Below are 18276 nucleotides of genomic sequence, written 5' to 3'. Positions count from 1 at the left end.
ACGAACGGTGCCGCTCAGGCGCCGTGCGGCGCCGGCTGATGCTGGCCGGTGTCTGGGCGCGGCCGCGCGCGCCGCTCGGCGCCTCCATGCGCCGGGCCAGCTTCGGGTTGTCCGTTGAACTCTTCCAGATCGGCCAGTTCGGCCTCGATCGGCCGCCGTATCATCAGGTTCTCCACGATGATGAGCGCCGCCGCCGGGATCACCAATAACAGGCCTACGATGATGCAGGGCGCGCCGATAAATTTGAGCCAGTCGAGCTTGAAGACGGCGTTCAGGCCGCTACATACCAGCGCCGCCAGCAACAGCATGGCTGCCACGGTACCGATGTTCGCCGAGTGCATCATATAAAACACGCGCTTCCGGTAAATCTCGATTTCCTCCTTGACGATCTCACGCCGCTTGCCTTCCAGTCCGGTGCGGAATGAATTGACCAGCTCGCGGTAGCGTGTATAGGCCGCCGAGTAGCGCTGCTGTAGCAGTTGCAGGAACAACCAGGCGGCAAACGCCAACGCGGCCGATGGTCCGACCGCCTCCATAACTTCCTTCAGTTCAAAATCCACGGTGTCACCTCAATGTCGCAATTGTTGTGGGTCAATGCGTGCGACAGGCCGTTCCTCCCGCCGCACGCGCGTTCAAGCATTAAAACGCAGCGTGGGGGAGGTGGCTATAGGACGGGCTCGTAGCGCCATGTCAGCTCGCTCCCACTGGGAGCGAGCCTGCGCGCATACGGCTGCGCTATTTGCTGCGCTTAGGGCTGGCTTGCGGCGGTGTGTGCCAAGATGAAGGCGTAGGTATCGGCCGACTCGGCATCCTGCTGGGCGCGCGTCGAGCCCATGCCGTGGCCGGCGTCGAAGTCGACGCGCAGCAGCACCGGCTTGCCGCTGGCGGTGGCCGCTTGCAGCCGCGCCGCCATCTTGGCCGGATGGAACGGCGCCACGCGCGGATCGGTCACGCCGGTCGTCAGCAGTACCGCCGGATACTTGGTGCCGTCGACCACTTGCTGGTAGCTGTCGATGCTCTTGAGCGCCTTGAAGCCGGCCGGGTCCGAGATCGCGCCCCATTCCGGTTCTTCTGCGTAGCCGTTCTGCTCGGCCACGTAGCGCAACGGGTTGTGCCAGCCCACGCCCGACACCACCGCCGCGAACAGGTCCGGACGCTCCTCCATCGCGCGGCCCATCGGGATGCCGCCGGCCGAGCGGCCGCCGATGGCCAGGTGCGCCGGCGCCGTGTACTTGTTGGCCACCAGGTCCTCGCTGACGGCGATCAGGTCGCGCCACGTGTTCGGCTTGTTTTCCAGCTTGCCGGCGCGGTGCCATTCGCGGCCGAATTCGCCGCCGCCGCGCACGTTGGCGTAGCCGATGATGGCGCCCTGGTCGGCCAGCGCCAGCGCGCGACCGGCGAACGACGGCGTGTACGCGGCCGCGCCGTAGCTGCCGTAGGCCGAGATGAAGGTTGGATTCTTGCCGTCCATCTTCAGCCCCTTTTTGTAGATCAGGCTGTAGGGGATCTGCGTGCCGTCCTTGGCCTTGGCGTAGCGGCGCTCGGTCGTGTAGGCGCTGACGTCGATCGCCGGCTTGGGGGTGATGCCGGTGTCGGCCAGCGTGCCGTCCGCGCCCACGGCCCAGATGCCGGCCGGTTCGAGCCAGCCCGACAGGATCGTCAAGGCGCCCGGCGCGTCGGCGCTCGCTTCGATCGAACGCAGCGTGCCGTCGAAGGGCAGGGCGATGTCGGTCAGCTTGCCGTCGTTGCCGAGGCGCTGCAGGCGGCTATTGCCGCCGTCCATCGAGCGGATGTACAAGCCGTCCTGCGCGCGGGCGGTGCCTTCGAGCACCAGCGTCGACTCGGCCACCGCCTCGGTCGCCGTCGCCAGCGATGGCGCCTTGGCCGAGGTTTTCAGCAGCCTTCCGCGCGGATGGCCCTTGGTCGACAGCAGGTACAGGTCGTCGCCGTGCAGCTCGACGCCGGTCACTTCGTCGTCGAAATCGGTGACCTTGGTCCACTTGGCCTTGCCCTTGAGGACGTCGGCGACCGGTGCGACATAAATGCGATGCTCCGGACGCACGTCCATCAGCAACAGCACAGCGTACCTGGAGTGCGGGGCCGTGGCGATGTATGGCGCCTGGATCTTGTCGTACTGGACGGCCGGGTCGCGGCCGCGCTGCATCAGGATTGGATCCTTGGCCGGATTGGCGCCCAGCTTATGGAAGCGTACGCGCGCGTCCAGATAGCGCTCCGGCGTGTTGACCTTGCCGGTCAGCTGGTTGTAGAAGAAGCCGGAGCTGTCGTCGAGCCAGTTCGGATTGGCGCCTTGCGTGTCGGCGATGCGTTCTTTCAAGATCGCGCCGGTGCGCACGTCCATGATCTGCAGTACCGAATCCTCGCTGCCATCCTTGGACACGCCATAGACCAGTTTGCTGCCATCGGGCGACGGCTGCCACCAGTCGAGCGAATAGTGGCTGGACTTGGTGTCGAGCTTGGTCGGATCGACCAGCACGCGCTCCTTGCCCTGGGCATCGCGCACGAACAGCTTGAAGTTGTTGGCGCCGGCCGGGCGCTGCTGGTAGAAGATGCTGTCGCCGGCCTTCTGCACTTGCGCCGGCGCGGCCACGTCGCCCGACAATTGCTGGATACGTTTGAGCAGCACATCGCGCTTGGGCAGCGCGTCGAGCACGCCGCGTGCGTGGGCGTTCTGTTGTTTCAGGAAGGGCAGCCAGTCCGGGTCCTTGTCGTTCTCCATCCACCGGTAGCGGTCGACGATGGCCTCGCCGAAGTAGGTGTCGGTGACCGGCACGACCTTGGCGACGGGGGCGGGTGGAACGGGCTTTTGCGCCAGGGCGGCGCTAGCGGTCAGGGCAAGGGCGGCCCCGTACATCAGGCGGACTAACTTGGTCATCTTATCTCCTAGTGGCGGAACGCTCATTCTGCCACAGAAGATTGCGACAATTATACCGCCGGCGCGGTCTTCTTTTTCTTTTCCGGCGGCGGCAGTTGCACCAGCCGGGTGCCGCTCAGTTTGTCGTGCAGGAATTGGCGGTCCTTGTCGAAAAACGCGGTAAGCGACCACAGCAAAATGCCGGCGCCGACCGCGCCCAGCGCCTGCCAGCGGTGCAGGTCCAGCGCCAGGCTGACGGCCAGCGCCGGCAGCACCCACATCCAGCTGAGCAGATACCGCACGGCGGCGGTTTTCGGCGGGACGTGCGCATGGCCGGGACGGACCAGCTTGAGGCGCCAGGTCTTCATCGCCAGGGTCTGGCCGTCACGGCTCCACTGGTGGACGAAATACACGCCCAGCACCAGGAAAGCCAGCGCCTGGCGCATGTGTTCGACCAGCGGCGCGTGGCTGGCGCCGGTGATCATCTCAAAAATCAGGAAGGGGAGGAACAGCACCGCGAATCCCAGCAGGCATTCGTAGACCATCGAAATCAAGCGGCGCTTGATGGTCGGCGACGGGCTACTTTGCATTGTCGGCGGCCGGCGCCGGCGGCGCGGTCACTGGTGCGGCCGCTGCGGCCGGCGCGGTCGGCACGGACGCCGGCGCCGCGGCAGGGGCGGGCGCGGAGATCACCGGCGCGATGTTCGAGGCGTTCGGCAACGGACCGCCGGTGGCCGGATCGACCCAGGGAGGATGCGCCGTCGCCGCCGGGGCGGTCGCGCCGGCGGCGGCTGCCGTGCCGGTGACCGGCGCGCCCGGCTTGATCGGTGCCGGAAGTTTCATCTTGCTTTGCGAAGGGGTCGGCAGGTTGGCCAGCTGTTTTTTGCTTGGCGACTTGGCTGCCAGCGCTTTTTTCTCTTCCTCGGACAGCTGCTGGTAGGATTCCCACTGGGTCGATTTTTGCGACGGATCGAGTTTTTGCGCGCGGGCGAAATTCTGGCGCACCTGGCGGCGCTCCTCCGGCGTCATCCGGACCCACTCGCGCATGCGTTCCTGCACGCGCAACTGTTCGTCCGGCTTCATCGACGCGTAGCGCTTGCCGATGCCCAGCCACTTTTGCTTGCGGATGGGTTCCATCGCGTCCCACTCGCCGGCCAGCGGCTCGAGCGCCTGCTGTTGCGCCGGCGTCAGGTCTTTCCACTGGATTTTCTCAGGCGGGATCTCGCCATTGCTCACGGTCAGGGGGCCGGCAGCAAGCACGGGCGTACCGGACTGGTTGCCCATCCATATCGCCCCGGCCGCTGCTACCGCTACCACCGCCGCCGCAGCGACGCCCCATTTTGCCCGACCGCTCAATGCCATGCTTATTGCTCGCTCTGGGTCAGATACGCGTTAAAACCGTGGTCCAGGTAGGCGGACAGCGGCAATTCATCGGACAGGACGGCAGCATCGAGCTCGGCCAGATCGGCGATGCGTTGCTGTTGCTCGTATTGGTAGATGCCGGCCAGGCCGGCGACCAGCACCAGCATCGGCACGGCAACCCCCATGCGGCCCAGCCAGCCGAAGCCGCGGGACAGGAAGCCGCCGGAGGTGGCCATCTCGGTCCTGGCGACGCGCACGCTCATCGGCACCTCGACGTGGGCTTTTTTGCGGGCCAGCGCCAGCTTGCGCGCCTGCGCCAGCCGGTCGGTAGTCGACGCGGGCAAATCGTCCAGCCGCTCGTTGAGCGCGTGACGTACCTTGTAGGCGAAGTTCAGTTCATCGGTATTCATAGTTTAATTCCCTTGGCTTTGAGCGACTCGGCGAGAGTGTGCGTTGCGCGTGAGCAATGCGTCTTCACGCTCCCTTCGGAACATCCCATTGCTTCGGCTGTTTCAGCCACGTCCATATCCTGCCAATAACGCATAAGGAAGGCTTCTCGTTGACGTGCCGGAAGCTTTTGTACTTCCGCATCGATGAGGGCGAGCATTTGCTGGCGTTCGACCTTGTCGGCGCTCGATTCCGAGGCCTCGGTGCCTTCCTCGGCGGCATACGATTCCAGTATATCAAAGTCATCCCCGCCTTCTCCCGACGGCGCCATGCCCGAAAACAGGCTGACCCACGTGTTGCGCACCTTTTCGCGGCGGAAGTAATCGAGGATGGTGGTCTGCAGGATGCGCTGGAACAGCATCGGCAGCTCGGCGGCCGGCTTGTCGCCGTATTTCTCGGCGAGCTTGATCATCGCGTCCTGCACGATGTCCAGGGCCGATTCGTCCTTGCGTACCGCGTAGACGGCTTGTTTGAAGGCGCGCCGCTCGACGTTTTCGAGAAAGTCGGATAATTCTTTGTCTGTGGCCATGCGTTGGGTGAGGTACTGCCGGGATCACCGGCGATAGGCGCATAATTGCTGCTGATTGTTGTTGGTATGGCTAGCTGGCGGCGATTTGCGAACTGAGCGCATGCTAGCAAAAATCGGCATTCCTTGCACCGTTTTACGTCAAAACACCGGATTTTTGCACCGCCAACAAGCTTTTTACCGCTGTTTATCCAATTTGTCCTTGCTCAAACCGGTGCGCTAGGTGTACCGTATGGGACGCTTTGAACACCCCGAAGCTTTATGGTCTTGTCGCAGCAGGCACACAACGCCGCCATCGACACGACGCGCTTTCATATGTAGGCAGTTTGCTCTAACCCGTGCCACAAGCGCGAGAGGTACGCACAACCGCTACAGAAGGATCCGGCAGAACGATATTTGCGCTGAGCACCGCTTTGCACGCCACTACGGTTGGCGGAAGAGGCTGGTGTGACCGCATGACAAAGGGAAGCTGGGCAAAGCTGTAGGGGCAGGCATACTTCGCGAGGGAAGAGCATCCGATCAATCTCCAATGGACCTTGAAAGGAATGTTTCATGAACACCGAAGCATCGTCACAACAATCTGGTGGCCAAAACGGCCAACTCACCGGCGCGGAAATACTCGTGCGCTGCCTGGCGGAAGAGGGCGTGGAACACGTCTTCGGCTATCCCGGCGGAGCCGTCCTGTATATCTACGACGCCATCTTCAAGCAAGACAAATTCCAACACGTGCTGGTGCGTCACGAGCAGGCCGCGGTCCACGCCGCCGACGCGTACTCGCGCAGTTCGAACAAGGTAGGCGTCGCGCTGGTCACGTCCGGTCCGGGCGTCACCAATGCCGTCACCGGCCTTTCCACCGCTTACATGGATTCCATTCCCATGGTCGTGATCTCGGGCCAGGTGCCTAGCCACGCCATCGGCCAGGATGCCTTTCAGGAATGCGACACGGTCGGCATTACGCGTCCCGTGGTCAAGCACAATTTCCTCGTCAAAGACGTCAAGGATTTGGCGGAAACCGTCAAGAAAGCCTTCTTCATCGCCCGCACCGGCCGTCCAGGCCCCGTGCTGGTCGACATCCCGAAGGATATCTCGATGCACAAGACGACGTACTCGTACCCGAAAGAGGTCGAGATGCGTTCGTACAAACCGGTCGACAAGGGCCACTCGGGCCAGATCCGCAAGGCCGTCCAACTGCTGTTGCAAGCTGAACGTCCGATGATCTACACCGGCGGCGGCGTGATCCTGGCCAACGCTTCGCCCGAGCTCAACAAGCTGGTCGACAAGCTCGGCTTCCCGGTCACCAACACCCTGATGGGGCTGGGCGCGTATAAAGCGTCGAGCGAGCACTTCGTCGGCATGCCCGGCATGCACGGCACCTACGAAGCGAACATGGCGATGCAGCACTGCGACGTCCTGATCGCCATCGGCGCCCGCTTCGACGACCGCGTGATCGGCAACCCGAAGCACTTCGCCTCGCATCCGCGCAAGATCATCCACGTGGACATCGATCCATCGTCGATCTCCAAGCGCGTGAAAGTCGACATCCCGATCGTCGGCAACGTCAAGGACGTGCTGATCGAATTCCTGGCGCAGCTCGACGCGACCGACGCCAAGCCGAACGCGCCCGCCGTCAAGGACTGGTGGAAGCAGATCAACGAGTGGCGCGGCAAGGACTGCCTGAAGTTCGCCACCTCGGACCTGGTCATCAAGCCGCAATCGGTGGTGCAGAAGGTGTGGGAAGTGACCAAGGGCGACGCCTTCATCACTTCCGACGTCGGCCAGCACCAGATGTGGGCCGCGCAGTACTATCCGTTCGACAAGCCCAAGCGCTGGGTCAACTCGGGCGGCCTGGGCACGATGGGCGTGGGCCTGCCGTACGCCATGGGCGTGCAGATGGCCAACCCGGACGCCACCGTCGCCTGCATCACCGGCGAAGGCTCGATCCAGATGTGCATCCAGGAGCTCGCCACCTGCAAGCAATACCATCTGACGCCGAAGATCATCATGTTGAACAACCGCTTCCTGGGCATGGTGCGCCAGTGGCAGCAGATCGACTACGGTTCGCGCTACTCCGAGTCCTATATGGATTCGCTGCCGAACTTCGAGAAGCTGGCCGAGGCCTACGGCCACGTCGGCATGCGCATCGAAAAACCGGGCGACGTCGACGGCGCGCTGCGCGACGCCTTCGGCATGAAGGACAAGCTGGTGTTCATGAACTTCATTACCGATCAATCGGAAAACGTCTGGCCGATGGTCAAAGCGGGCAAGGGGCTCTCTGAAATGCTGCTGGGTTCGGAGGACTTATAACATGCGACACATTATCTCTGTATTGCTGGAAAACGAAGCCGGTGCGCTGTCCCGCGTCGTCGGGCTGTTCTCGGCGCGCGGCTACAACATCGAAACGTTGACCGTGGCCCCGACCGAAGATCCGACCCTGTCGCGCATGACCATCGTCACCAGCGGCTCGGACGACATCATCGAGCAGATCACCAAGCACCTGAACCGCCTGATCGAGGTGGTGAAGGTGGTGGACCTGACCGAGGGTCAGCACATCGAACGCGAACTCATGCTCATCAAGGTGCGCGCGGTCGGCAAGGAACGGGAAGAGATGAAACGGACGGCGGACATCTTCCGCGGTCGCATCATCGACGTCACCGAGAAGACCTACACGATCGAACTGACTGGCGCCAAGAGCAAGCTCGACGCGTTCATCGATTCGATCGACCGCGCCTCCATCCTGGAGACGGTACGCACCGGCGGTTCCGGCATCGGACGCGGCGAACGCATCCTCAAAGTTTAATGGTACGACTCCAAAACCGTATCGCACCCCACATCAAAAATATTAAGGAATTATCATGAAAGTTTTCTACGACAAAGACGCCGACATCTCCCTGATCAAGGGCAAAAACGTTGCCATCATCGGCTACGGCTCGCAGGGCCACGCGCACGCACAGAACCTGAGCGATTCGGGCGTGAACGTCACCGTCGGCCTGCGCAAGGGCGGCGCCTCGTGGAACAAGGTTGAAAAGGCCGGTCTGAAGGTCGCCGAAGTGAACGACGCCATCAAGGCCGCCGACGTCATCATGATCTTGCTGCCGGACGAGAACATCGCCCAGGTCTACAACGAAAACGTCGCCCCGCACGCCAAGCAAGGCGCCGTGCTGGCTTTCGCCCACGGCTTCAACGTGCACTACGGCCAAGTCGTGCCACGCGCCGACCTGGACGTGATCATGGTCGCACCGAAGGCCCCGGGCCACACCGTGCGCGCCACCTACACCCAGGGTGGCGGCGTGCCGCACCTGGTCGCCGTCTACCAGGACAAGTCCGGCATCGCCCGTGACATCGCCCTGTCGTACGCCTCGGCAAACGGCGGCGGCCGCGCCGGCATCATCGAAACCAACTTCCGCGAAGAAACCGAGACCGACCTGTTCGGCGAACAAGCGGTTCTGTGCGGCGGCGCCGTCGAGCTGATCAAAGCCGGTTTCGAAACCCTGACCGAAGCTGGTTATGCTCCGGAAATGGCGTACTTCGAGTGCCTGCACGAGCTGAAACTGATCGTCGACCTGATCTATGAAGGCGGCATCGCCAACATGAACTACTCGATCTCGAACAACGCCGAATACGGCGAGTACGTGACCGGTCCGAAGGTTGTGACGTCGGCCACCAAGGACGCGATGCGCCAGTGCCTGAAGGATATCCAGACCGGCGAATACGCCAAGTCCTTCATCCTGGAAAACAAGGCCGGCGCACCGACCCTGATCTCCCGTCGCCGCCTGACCGCCGAGCATCCGATCGAAGAAGTCGGCGCGAAACTGCGCGCGATGATGCCTTGGATCGCCAAGAACAAGATGGTCGACCAGTCGAAGAACTAAGCTTTATATTCGTCATGAAAAAGCCGGCGCGAGCCGGCTTTTTTGCATTCGCGACCCGGCGACGCTTTTTTGCTGCGCCGCAGCGATTTCAGTGGACTTTTGGTTAATAGTATTTTTATAATTAGTTGCGAGATTTGAAATTTTCTCTCGTCGTGCGCGCGTGGCTTTCCGCGTCGGAAGCCGCCCGCTTTATCCACCTGATGATGGAGTAACGATGACAAAGTTTAAATATTCAACGCTGGCCGCCACCGTCGCGCTGTGCCTGCTGTCCGCCACCGCCTCCGCCGACCCTGTACGTATCACGTTCGACGCCGACGATCCGATCGGCGGGCTGGCCGAAGGCGAAACGCTGGGCAATCAATATGCCGCCTACGGCGTGACCTTCGCCCCCAATGCGTTCTCGGGTCCCGGCGGACCCTCCGGCAACTGGGCCACCAACACGGACATGACGATCGTATCGTCCGACGGCTTCGACGTTGGCGGTGTGGGTGCCCCGCCGCTGGTCAGCGGTAACGTCTTGCACAGCTATTTCGGTTGGTATTTTGAAAACGGCGACCCCAGTTTTGCCGCTAACTTTAGCCAGGGTGTGACGTCATTCAGCGTAGACTTCGCCGGCGTTTATTTCCCGGAACATGTCGCCATCTACGCCTACAACGGCTCGACCTTGCTGGGCACGGCGAGCAGCACGGTCGATACGGGCCAGTTCACGCTCAGCTTCAACAGCGCCACGCCGATCACAAGCGTTGTCATCAACAATGGCTCCTTTGAAGATTGGGTGGGGGTTGATAACATCACCTTCAACACGGCGGTGTCGGCCGTGCCGGAGCCGTCCACCTATGCCATGTTCGGCCTCGGGTTGGGCTTGCTGGGGCTGGCGGGGCGCAAGCGCGCCATCGGCGCCAAGCGGTAATTGGGCAGCGTCTTCCTTGTGCAAAAAGCCGGCGCGCGCCGGCTTTTTGCATCGCAACGCAAGATGATTCTGCGGAATTAAACCGGATCATCGTTATTTGGTTCTTTGTGAGGCATAGGCGCGTTGACGTAGACGGGCGACGAACCGCTAACTGGTTTCCTGATAACAGCGATGGCCAGCATTTCTTCGGTCAACTCGGGAATTTCCTCATACTCCTCAGGCTGGATCTCGTGGGCGTCGACGCCGGCCAGATCAGAGCCCAAGGGAGGGTGCGATACGGGATATTTCGCGTTCATTGGCTTTCCTCATACTGACTGGATCGAACGTGATCAGCATAAGGTTAGTGTAGGAAGATGAGGCGTAAACTTCAAGCGACGTCAGCAAATCGGGGCAGACGCCGCGGATGTGTAATTTTCGGTCCGGCACCGACAGCAGGCATTGATCGGTGTCACTGGAACTGAATCGAAGAAGGCTGTGGCTTGAGTCCGCGTCGATTTGGCGCTCTTCAGAAAATTACACTGACAGCGACGATGAGAGCGATCCAAAACAGCACCCCGATGAATGCGGCGGTTTCGCCGCTGAACACCACTTGCCCGTCTTCGCGCCACCACCATTCGAACGTTGTGATGTATCTCCGCGCGTTCCACTTGTCGACGCGCGCCTTGCCCAATGACAGCACCGGAATGACGACCCGGCCGGTGCCGTAGGCGAACGCTTCGATGCCTATCCGCACCAGTACTTCGCCGATGAAATCAAGCGCCATGGCTACCTCCGGATCATCGCCCTGAAGCGGGCGCGCTGATCGGCGCTCAACAGGCGGTAGGGGATGGGCATCGAGGTGTCGGCCAGCCGCACCAGATAGCCGGTGGGGTTGGGGCGAACCTCGCGCACGTCGCGCCAGCTCCAGACCGAGGTGTCGCCGGCGCCGCTTCGTGTGATCTGCTGCTCGTCGATATCAATCGCGCTCGCGGCCGCATTGCGCACGCGCAGGTAGTACCACAGCGCGCCGGCCACCGTATCGGGCAGGCGCATCCTTTTTTTGCCCGACCGGTTGCTCGCCCACCGGAAATCAAGATATTCCCGCAACTGCAGCGTGACGCTAAGGCGGATCGGCACGGCGCTATCGGCTGCCGTGCCGGCCTGGCGCGTTAGCTCAGGGATGGACATATCCTCATGCTCGATCGTGATCGTCGTCGTGTCCGGCGGTGGCAGCTTTTTCTGTTCGGCCATCTGCATGGCGACCGCTCTGCGGATGAAAGGCTTGGGGTGGCTGAACCACATGTCAGTTGTCCTCTCTCAGCTTGGATTGAGCAGCTTGTCATCGGCACCTTGCCGCTGGCCCAGCAGTACCGCGCCGACCAGTCCCAGCACGATCAACACGACGGCGATCATCTCCGCCTGCGTGGCCCTCATGCCAAGCACATCGAACACGGGATTGACGCGGATCTGTTCGATCAGGAGGCGCTCCACGCCGGCCAGTATCAGGTACACCGAAAACAGCCAACCGGTGCGGAACGGGTGCCGGCGCAGCGCCCACAGCACCACGAAGCACACCGCCGCCATCGCCGTCTCGTAGATCGGCGCCGGATACACACCGGGTGCGGCGATCACTTGGCCGAAGATGTTGTTGTCGTAGGTTTGCGCCCAGAACCACGTCGGCAGCCAGTCCGGCTTGAGCGCCATATTGGCCACCGTGCCCCAGTCGCCGTCGCCCGACACCTGACAGCCGATGCGCCCGACCGCATAGCCGATCATCATGGCCGGCGCCGCCGCATCGAGCAGCGGGCGCACCGGCAGGCGCCAGCGCCGCACGCAAACCATGCCGGCCAGGGTGCCGACAATCAGCCCGCCGAAAATACTCAGTCCCGAGCGCGTGAAGATCATGCTCAGCGGATCGGCCATGAACTGGCCCGTGTGTTCAAGGATGTGGAACAGGCGCGCACCGACCACGCCGGCGATCATCACCACCACCATGAAGTCGCTGACCACTTGTTGCGGCGGCACCTCGGCTCCCCGAACCCATGCCGCGCGGATCTTGCCTGAACGGTACAGGCGTGCCAGTTCGGCGTGGAAGCACGCTCCAGCCACCAAGGCGCCGAGCGCGACGAACAGCCCGAACGTCGCAAGCGGCAGCGGGATGTCGTAGCCGGTCAAGTCCTTGACCACATCGCCCAAAAATGGATATGACATTAGAGTCCTTCAACTTCGCGTTGATTCCCGAATTAATCTTGTCGAGATGTCATTCATGCACAGTCAATCACTCTAGCATAACTTTATGGCCCACCAGAAATGTTACAAACACTCACCATGTCTTACATGTGCCCCGGTTAAATTCGGGTAAAGTTCGCCTTGTCGTAATCTCAACTTTGGAGTCCGCAATGACCGTAATGAAAAATCTCGCCGCAGCCGCTGCCGTCTCCTTCGCGCTCGCCGCCCACGCCGCGCCGGCCGATTCGCTGCCGACCACCGGCACGCTGGTGGTGGTGCCCGCCTACGGCGAAGTCAAACACGCCAACGATCAAGTCATTGCCACCCTGGCGATCGAAGAGCAGGACAAGGACAAGGCCGCCGCCGCCTCGCGCGTCAACCAGAAGATGAAGCAGGGCCTCGACATCGTCAAGGCGGCCGATCCGCAAGCCAAGCTTAAAACCCAGGGCTACTACACCTATCCCGTGTATCCGGAAGACCGTCCGCTGCCGAACGGCCAGATGCCGAAGCAGCGCGTGCCGACCGCGTGGCGCGTGGGCCAGTACCTGGAAGTGACCACCACCAACCTCGACAAGCTGCCGAAAACCGTGGCCGCCGCCCAGAAGGTGCTGACCCTGAACGGCCTGCAGTTCGGCCTGACGCCGGAAACGACCAAAAAACTGGACGACGAGCGCATCGCCGCCACCTATAAAAACCTGAACGAGCGCATCAACTCGATCGCCAACGCCATGGGCCGCAAGGTCGGCGACGCCGTGCTCGACACGGTCGACTTCGAAGGCTCGGGCAATTACGCGCAGGAACGCGCCTCTGCGCCGGCGCCGATGATGATGCGCGCCAAGATGGCTGACAGCGTCGACGTCGCCGAACCGAGTTTCGAGCCGGGAGAAACCACCTTGCAGATGCATCTCGTCGGCAAAGTGCGCTTCAAATAAGCAAAGTTGTGCAGAATAGGGGGATGGGGCGCCATCCCCCTTTTTTATTGTCGGCTCCTCTATAATGATGGCGCAGCAAGACCACATAATGAGAATGGAACCCTATGCCGAATTTTCCCCGCCGCCGCGCTAAAAACGTCGCCGCCCAAGCCAAACTGCCCAAGACGTCGCGCTTCAGCCGTTTTGCGCGCCGCGCCAAGGGCGATGGCCTCGACAAGCCGCGTCACCGGGGAATTTACCTGCTGCCGAACGCCTTCACCACCGCCGCGCTGTTCTGCGGCTTCTACGCCATCGTCATGGCGATGAACCAGAAGTTCGAACATTCGGCCTGGGCGATTTTCATCGCCATGGTGCTCGACGGCCTGGACGGCCGCGTGGCGCGCCTGACCAACACCCAAAGCGAATTCGGCGCCCAGTACGACAGCCTGTCGGACATGGTGTCCTTCGGCGCCGCGCCGGCGCTGGTGATCTACGAATGGTCGCTGCGCGGCCTCGGCAAGCTGGGCTGGATCGCCGCCTTCGTCTACTGCGCCGGCGCCGCGCTGCGCCTGGCCCGCTTCAATACCAATATCGAGGTCGTCGACAAGCGCTTCTTCCAGGGGCTGCCGTCGCCGTCGGCCGCTGGGCTGGTGGCCGGCTTCATCCTGCTGATGGTCGACCAGGAGGTCTCCGGCCTGGAACTGGACTGGATCTCGTGGGGCGTTGCCCTCTTCGCCGGCCTGTCGATGGTGACCAATGTGCCGTTCTACAGCTTCAAGGACGTCAACTTCCGCAAGTCGGTGCCGTTCATCGCCGTGTTCCTGATCGCGCTGGTGTTTGCGCTGGTGTCGATCGACCCGCCGAAGGTGCTGTTCCCGATCTTTATCGCGTATGGCCTGTCCGGCTACGCGGTGCTGGTGTGGCGGCTTGCGAAGGGCAAGCCGGTGAGCCTGATCCAGATCGAGATCGACAGCGACGACCCGAGCGAGCGTCGCTAACCGGGACTTCAACACACGGGCGGTAGGCCCTGGGCATTTTCAAGCAACGCAGCCACAGCAACGGAGCTACTATGAACAACTCATCCAACCGCCTGATCATCTTCGACACCACCCTGCGCGACGGCGAGCAATCGCCCGGCGCCTCGATGACCAGGGACGAAAAGGTCCGCATCGCCAAGCAGCTCGAACGCCTGCGGGTGGATGTCATCGAAGCCGGCTTCGCCGCCGCCTCGCAGGGCGACTTCGAATCCATCAAGGCGATTGCCTCGGTGGTGCGCGAATCGACCATCTGCTCGCTCTCGCGCGCCAACGACCGCGATATCGCCCGCGCCGCCGAGGCGCTGGCGCCGGCCGAACGCAAACGCATCCACACCTTTATCGCCACCTCCAATCTGCATATGGAGATGAAGCTGCGCATGCTGCCCGACCAGGTGCTGGAGCAGGCCAGGAACGCGGTGCGCTTCGCCCGCCAGCACACCGACGATATCGAATTCAGCCCGGAGGACGGCAGCCGCTCGGACGAGGACTTCCTGTGCCGCGTGCTGGAGGGCGTGATCGCAGAAGGCGCGACGACGATCAACTTCCCCGACACCGTCGGCTACGCGGTGCCGGAGATCTTCGGCGAGACCATTCGCCGCCTGCGCGAGCGCATCCCCAACTCGGACAAGGCCGTGTGGTCGGTCCACTGCCACAACGACCTGGGACTGGCGGTGGCCAATTCGCTGGCCGGCGTGATGATCGGCGGCGCGCGCCAGATCGAATGCACCATCAACGGCCTTGGTGAGCGCGCCGGCAACACCGCGCTGGAGGAGGTGGTGATGGCGCTGCGCACGCGCGGCGGCTACTACAACCTGGAATGCGGCATCGACACCACGCAGATCGTGGCGGCGTCGAAGATGGTGTCGCAGATCACCGGCTTCGCGGTGCAGCCCAACAAGGCCGTGGTGGGCGCCAACGCCTTCGCGCACGCCTCGGGCATCCACCAGGACGGCATGCTCAAGTCGCGCGAGACCTACGAGATCATGCGCGCCGAGGATGTCGGCTGGGCCGCCACCAAGATCGTGCTGGGCAAGCTGTCCGGCCGCAACGCCTTCAAGCAGCGCTTGCAGGAGCTGGGCATCGACCTGGAATCGGAGGCGGAGGTCAACGCCGCCTTCATCCGCTTCAAGGAACTGGCCGACCGCAAGTCCGACATCTTCGACGAGGATATTTTGGCGCTGGTCTCGGACGGGCAGCAGTCGCAGGAACGCGAGTTCTATCGATTCTCGTCGCTGTCGCAGCAATCGAACACCGGCCAGACGCCGAGCGCCAAAGTGGTGTTCTTCATCGACGGCGAAGAGCACACCTCCGAAGGCAAGGGCGACGGCCCGGTGGACGCCACCGTCAACGCCATCGAATCGGAGGTCGGCAGCGGCGCCGAGCTGGTGCTGTTCTCGGTCAACGCCATCAGCACCGGCACCCAGTCGCAGGGCGAGGTGACGATGCGGCTGTCGAAGGAGGGCCGCATCGTCAACGGCGTCGGCGCCGATCCGGACATCATCGTCGCCTCGGCCAAGGCCTACCTGTCGGCACTGAACAAACTGCACTCGAAGATCGAGCGTGTCAACCCGCAACCATGAGGTTTTGAGTGGCAAAAGATTTTGAAAAGCGTTTTGACATCGTTGCGCTGGGCGAGGCCATGGTGGAATTCAACCAGGCCACCCAAGGTGAGCCAAACTACCGCCAGGGCTTTGGCGGCGACACGTCGAACGCGGTGATTGCCGCCAGCCGGCAGGGCGCGCGCACCGCGTATCTGACACGCGTCGGTGAAGATGCATTTGGCGGGATGCTGCTCGACTTGTGGCGTGCCGAGGGCGTCGATATCAGCGCCGTCGCGCGCGACGCCGATGCGCCCACCGGCCTGTATTTCGTTACCCACGGTCCCGATGGCCACGCGTTCAGCTATCTGCGCGCCGGCTCGGCGGCCAGCCGCATGCAGGCGCGCACGATGGATTTGAGCCTGATCGAATCGGCGCGCTGGCTGCATGTGTCGGGCATCTCGCAGGCGATATCGGCCGGCGCCTGCGACACGGTGTTCGCCGCGATCGACATTGCGCGCCGCGCGGGTGTAAAAGTGAGCTTCGATCCGAATCTGCGTCTGTCGCTGTGGCCTTTGGCGCGTGCGCGCGCCGTCATGGGCGCGACCATCGGCATGACCGATCTGTTCATGCCCAGCCTGGACGAGGCGGTGGCGCTGGCCGGCACCGACGATGTGGAGACGATGTTCGCGTGGTGCCGCGCGCAGGGTGCGCGGTCGGTGGTGTTGAAGACGGGCCCGAAGGGCGCGTGGTATGCGGAAGAGGGCGAAGCGCCGCGATTGGCCGAAGGCTATCCGGTGCAGGCGGTGGATGCGACGGGGGCGGGGGATTGTTTCGATGGCAGCCTGCTGGCGCGCCTGGCGGCTGGGGATGCGCTGGGCGACGCGGTAAGGTACGCCAACGTCAGCGCCGCGCTTTCAACGCAGGGACATGGCGCAGTGGCGCCGATACCGAGCGCCGCGCAAGTACGCGCGGCGCTGGCATAAAATGCCGGCCAGCGGCAATGCCGCCTGGCCGGGCTGACTTAGAAACGCACCTTGAGGTAGGCCGCCGGTCCGTTCAAACGAATATTCACCGCCAGATCGTCGCGTTCGCGGCGCAGGCTGATCTTCGATGCGCTGTACTCGGCCACCACGCCCACCATCGGCGTCACATACCATTCCACGCCGACGGCGCCGCCATAAATATGGCCCTGGATATTGCCGCTATTCTTCTTGATCCCGTTGGCATCCGCATACATGCGCACCTGCGGCGAGAACTGATGGCGCCAGCCCAGTTCCACCAGCGGCGCATAAGCGCTTTCATTCTCCGAATAGCGCGCATTGCCGCTAATGCCGTTCAACACCCCATTCGCGGTGCCATCGATGCGCGCGCGATAGTAGGCCGCGCCCACGCCCACGCCAAACACGTCCGCGCCGCTGCCCAGCCACCACTTATAAGCGACATTGGCCAGGTCCAGCTTCAGCTTGGCATTGAGCTTACCGTTGCCCGTCAGCGGCAAACCGTTGATGTTGGTGCTGCCGGTGAGGCTGGGGTTGTACTCTTTGTCGTAGCGGTAGTAATCGAAGTCGAAACCGTGCGAATCGCCGATCAGCACGCTCGCTTTGGCGCGCGGCAAAGTCACGTTATCGGATTTGTAGGTGCCGGTGTCGATGCGGCCATAGTTGGTGTCGCCTTCGACCTTGATGCGCGGTTCGGTGTAGAAGGCGCCGACGGAAAGGCTGGCGCGGTCCAGCGCCGGTGATGGTTCCGCCCAGGCCATCGCGGTGGCTGTGCTCAGCGCGATAAGCGTGGCTGCATAGATTGCGTGGCGTGCGGAAGGCGTACGTAAAGACATGAATTCTCCGAAGTGGGTTGCGTTTTGATATGGAGAAATCATAGCAACCGCGGGAAACATTTCACGTCGGCGCACTTCTTTGGTGCGCGTGGGACTGCTCCTACCAAGCGGGTCAGCGCAGCCAGCGCGGTTCGCGTTCCTCGTCGGGCCCGTTGACGAGGGCCTGCACCACGCCGTTGCGGTCGAACTGCACGTCCATCAGCGAGTTCCACACATCGCTTTCCTTATAGCGGTATTGCCAGACGTCGCCGTCGACGCTGTAGTAGCGCACCTGCTTGGAAGGGCGGCCGAGGATGCCCAGCACGCTGTCCTTGGTGTCGCGGCCGATTTTGATGGTGCCGAACTTGGCGTTGGTCAGCACCTGTTCGTACGAGACCAGCCGGTCATCCGGGCCGATGCGCGCCATCCAGGTGTACTGGCCCAACGGCCCCATGGCGTATTCGAGCATCGTGTCGGGTCCGTTTTTATAGACGCCGGTGGGCCGCCCCAGCTTCGATTGAACCACTTGGGCGCTGTCGCCCGGCGCCGGCGGCGGGCCGAACATCGTGGCGCAGCCGGTCAGTACGCCGCAAAAAGTTGCCATAACGAACAGTGTTTTCATGTCGCAGCTCCAAATAGAGGCGGGAAGATGACAAATTGTAGCCAAGCCGGGATACACGCGGCGCTTTTTCCGCTATACTTTCGGGTCTGGTCTTCGGACCGGTTTTTTTTGAAGTTCACGGTGTGTAGGGTTCAGACTCCGCGCACCGCATGTTAAAG

General features: G+C 62.6%; 20 protein-coding genes. 8 read left to right on the top strand and 12 right to left on the bottom strand.

Features of this window, described 5'->3' with window-relative positions; translation table 11 throughout:
- Nucleotides 1–14 precede the first annotated feature (14 nt).
- The 6 genes from AC0IYS_RS21990 to AC0IYS_RS21965 all read right to left on the bottom strand — a co-directional run bounded on the left by AC0IYS_RS21990 (nucleotide 15) and on the right by AC0IYS_RS21965 (nucleotide 5210).
- Nucleotides 15–560 carry a DUF2721 domain-containing protein gene (locus tag AC0IYS_RS21990; protein ID WP_471707173.1) on the bottom strand — a complete coding sequence of 182 codons (546 nt, stop codon included), beginning with the start codon at nucleotides 558–560 and terminating at the stop codon, nucleotides 15–17.
- A gap of 188 nt (nucleotides 561–748) precedes the next feature.
- Nucleotides 749–2893, bottom strand: coding sequence for a prolyl oligopeptidase family serine peptidase (locus tag AC0IYS_RS21985; protein WP_471707172.1), 2145 nt, complete (start codon nucleotides 2891–2893; stop codon nucleotides 749–751).
- A gap of 50 nt (nucleotides 2894–2943) precedes the next feature.
- Nucleotides 2944–3462, bottom strand: coding sequence for an RDD family protein (locus AC0IYS_RS21980; protein WP_471707171.1), 519 nt, complete (start codon nucleotides 3460–3462; stop codon nucleotides 2944–2946).
- On the bottom strand, nucleotides 3452–4234 hold the full coding sequence (locus AC0IYS_RS21975; protein ID WP_471707170.1) for a DUF3106 domain-containing protein: 783 nt from the start codon (nucleotides 4232–4234) through the stop codon (nucleotides 3452–3454). Before AC0IYS_RS21975 ends, AC0IYS_RS21980 begins: the two co-directional genes overlap by 11 nt.
- A 2-nt stretch (nucleotides 4235–4236) precedes the next feature.
- Nucleotides 4237–4644 carry a DUF3619 family protein gene (locus AC0IYS_RS21970; RefSeq protein WP_471707169.1) on the bottom strand — a complete coding sequence of 136 codons (408 nt, stop codon included), beginning with the start codon at nucleotides 4642–4644 and terminating at the stop codon, nucleotides 4237–4239.
- Complete coding sequence (locus AC0IYS_RS21965) at nucleotides 4641–5210, bottom strand: RNA polymerase sigma factor (protein WP_090314509.1); 570 nt, start codon at nucleotides 5208–5210, stop codon at nucleotides 4641–4643. The genes AC0IYS_RS21970 and AC0IYS_RS21965 overlap by 4 nt, the downstream gene beginning before the upstream one ends.
- A 549-nt stretch (nucleotides 5211–5759) precedes the next feature.
- On the opposite strand from AC0IYS_RS21965, the gene AC0IYS_RS21960 reads away from it, so the two are divergent.
- The 4 genes from AC0IYS_RS21960 (at nucleotide 5760) to AC0IYS_RS21945 (ending at nucleotide 9986) form a co-directional block, all read left to right on the top strand.
- Nucleotides 5760–7511, top strand: a complete 1752-nt coding sequence (locus AC0IYS_RS21960) for an acetolactate synthase 3 catalytic subunit (protein WP_471707168.1) — start codon at nucleotides 5760–5762, stop codon at nucleotides 7509–7511.
- A gap of 1 nt (nucleotide 7512) precedes the next feature.
- On the top strand, nucleotides 7513–8004 hold the full coding sequence (gene ilvN / locus AC0IYS_RS21955; RefSeq protein WP_090314507.1) for an acetolactate synthase small subunit: 492 nt from the start codon (nucleotides 7513–7515) through the stop codon (nucleotides 8002–8004).
- Nucleotides 8005–8059: 55 nt separating this feature from the next.
- Nucleotides 8060–9076: a ketol-acid reductoisomerase gene (ilvC, locus tag AC0IYS_RS21950; protein WP_471707167.1), complete on the top strand. Its 1017-nt coding sequence runs from the start codon at nucleotides 8060–8062 to the stop codon at nucleotides 9074–9076.
- 214 nt (nucleotides 9077–9290) lie between these two features.
- Nucleotides 9291–9986, top strand: a complete 696-nt coding sequence (locus tag AC0IYS_RS21945) for a PEP-CTERM sorting domain-containing protein (RefSeq protein ID WP_471707166.1) — start codon at nucleotides 9291–9293, stop codon at nucleotides 9984–9986.
- A gap of 77 nt (nucleotides 9987–10063) precedes the next feature.
- Here AC0IYS_RS21945 and AC0IYS_RS21940 read toward each other — a convergent pair whose 3' ends face one another.
- The 4 genes from AC0IYS_RS21940 to AC0IYS_RS21925 all read right to left on the bottom strand — a co-directional run bounded on the left by AC0IYS_RS21940 (nucleotide 10064) and on the right by AC0IYS_RS21925 (nucleotide 12176).
- On the bottom strand, nucleotides 10064–10282 hold the full coding sequence (locus AC0IYS_RS21940; protein ID WP_471707165.1) for a hypothetical protein: 219 nt from the start codon (nucleotides 10280–10282) through the stop codon (nucleotides 10064–10066).
- Between the two features lie 209 nt (nucleotides 10283–10491).
- Nucleotides 10492–10749, bottom strand: coding sequence for a hypothetical protein (locus AC0IYS_RS21935; RefSeq protein ID WP_471707164.1), 258 nt, complete (start codon nucleotides 10747–10749; stop codon nucleotides 10492–10494).
- Between the two features lie 2 nt (nucleotides 10750–10751).
- A complete protein-coding gene (locus AC0IYS_RS21930; protein ID WP_471707163.1) occupies nucleotides 10752–11267 on the bottom strand; it encodes a YcxB family protein in 516 nt (171 codons plus the stop codon).
- 15 nt (nucleotides 11268–11282) lie between these two features.
- Nucleotides 11283–12176 (bottom strand): prolipoprotein diacylglyceryl transferase, encoded by an 894-nt coding sequence (locus AC0IYS_RS21925; RefSeq protein WP_471707162.1) that lies wholly within the window; start codon nucleotides 12174–12176, stop codon nucleotides 11283–11285.
- Between the two features lie 188 nt (nucleotides 12177–12364).
- Between AC0IYS_RS21925 and AC0IYS_RS21920 the strand changes: the two genes are divergently transcribed.
- From AC0IYS_RS21920 to AC0IYS_RS21905, 4 genes are all read left to right on the top strand, one after another.
- The gene (locus AC0IYS_RS21920; RefSeq protein WP_471707161.1) at nucleotides 12365–13126 is read left to right on the top strand and encodes an SIMPL domain-containing protein; all 762 of its coding nucleotides are present in this window, start codon (nucleotides 12365–12367) and stop codon (nucleotides 13124–13126) included.
- Nucleotides 13127–13230: 104 nt separating this feature from the next.
- Nucleotides 13231–14103 (top strand): CDP-diacylglycerol--serine O-phosphatidyltransferase, encoded by an 873-nt coding sequence (gene pssA, locus AC0IYS_RS21915; RefSeq protein WP_471707160.1) that lies wholly within the window; start codon nucleotides 13231–13233, stop codon nucleotides 14101–14103.
- A gap of 71 nt (nucleotides 14104–14174) precedes the next feature.
- Nucleotides 14175–15722 (top strand): 2-isopropylmalate synthase, encoded by a 1548-nt coding sequence (locus tag AC0IYS_RS21910; RefSeq protein WP_471707159.1) that lies wholly within the window; start codon nucleotides 14175–14177, stop codon nucleotides 15720–15722.
- Between the two features lie 8 nt (nucleotides 15723–15730).
- Complete coding sequence (locus tag AC0IYS_RS21905) at nucleotides 15731–16666, top strand: sugar kinase (RefSeq protein WP_471707158.1); 936 nt, start codon at nucleotides 15731–15733, stop codon at nucleotides 16664–16666.
- A 38-nt stretch (nucleotides 16667–16704) separates the two neighbouring features.
- Here AC0IYS_RS21905 and AC0IYS_RS21900 read toward each other — a convergent pair whose 3' ends face one another.
- Both AC0IYS_RS21900 and bamE read right to left on the bottom strand, forming a co-directional pair.
- Nucleotides 16705–17517, bottom strand: coding sequence for a hypothetical protein (locus AC0IYS_RS21900; RefSeq protein ID WP_471707157.1), 813 nt, complete (start codon nucleotides 17515–17517; stop codon nucleotides 16705–16707).
- A 112-nt stretch (nucleotides 17518–17629) separates the two neighbouring features.
- Nucleotides 17630–18118, bottom strand: a complete 489-nt coding sequence (bamE, locus tag AC0IYS_RS21895; protein ID WP_471707156.1) for an outer membrane protein assembly factor BamE domain-containing protein — start codon at nucleotides 18116–18118, stop codon at nucleotides 17630–17632.
- Between the last annotated feature and the right edge of the window lie 158 nt (nucleotides 18119–18276).

This window comes from Duganella sp. AC237 (assembly GCF_979254035.1).
Note: the sequence above shows the minus strand (reverse complement) of the source record. Positions and strands in the feature narration are given on the sequence as shown.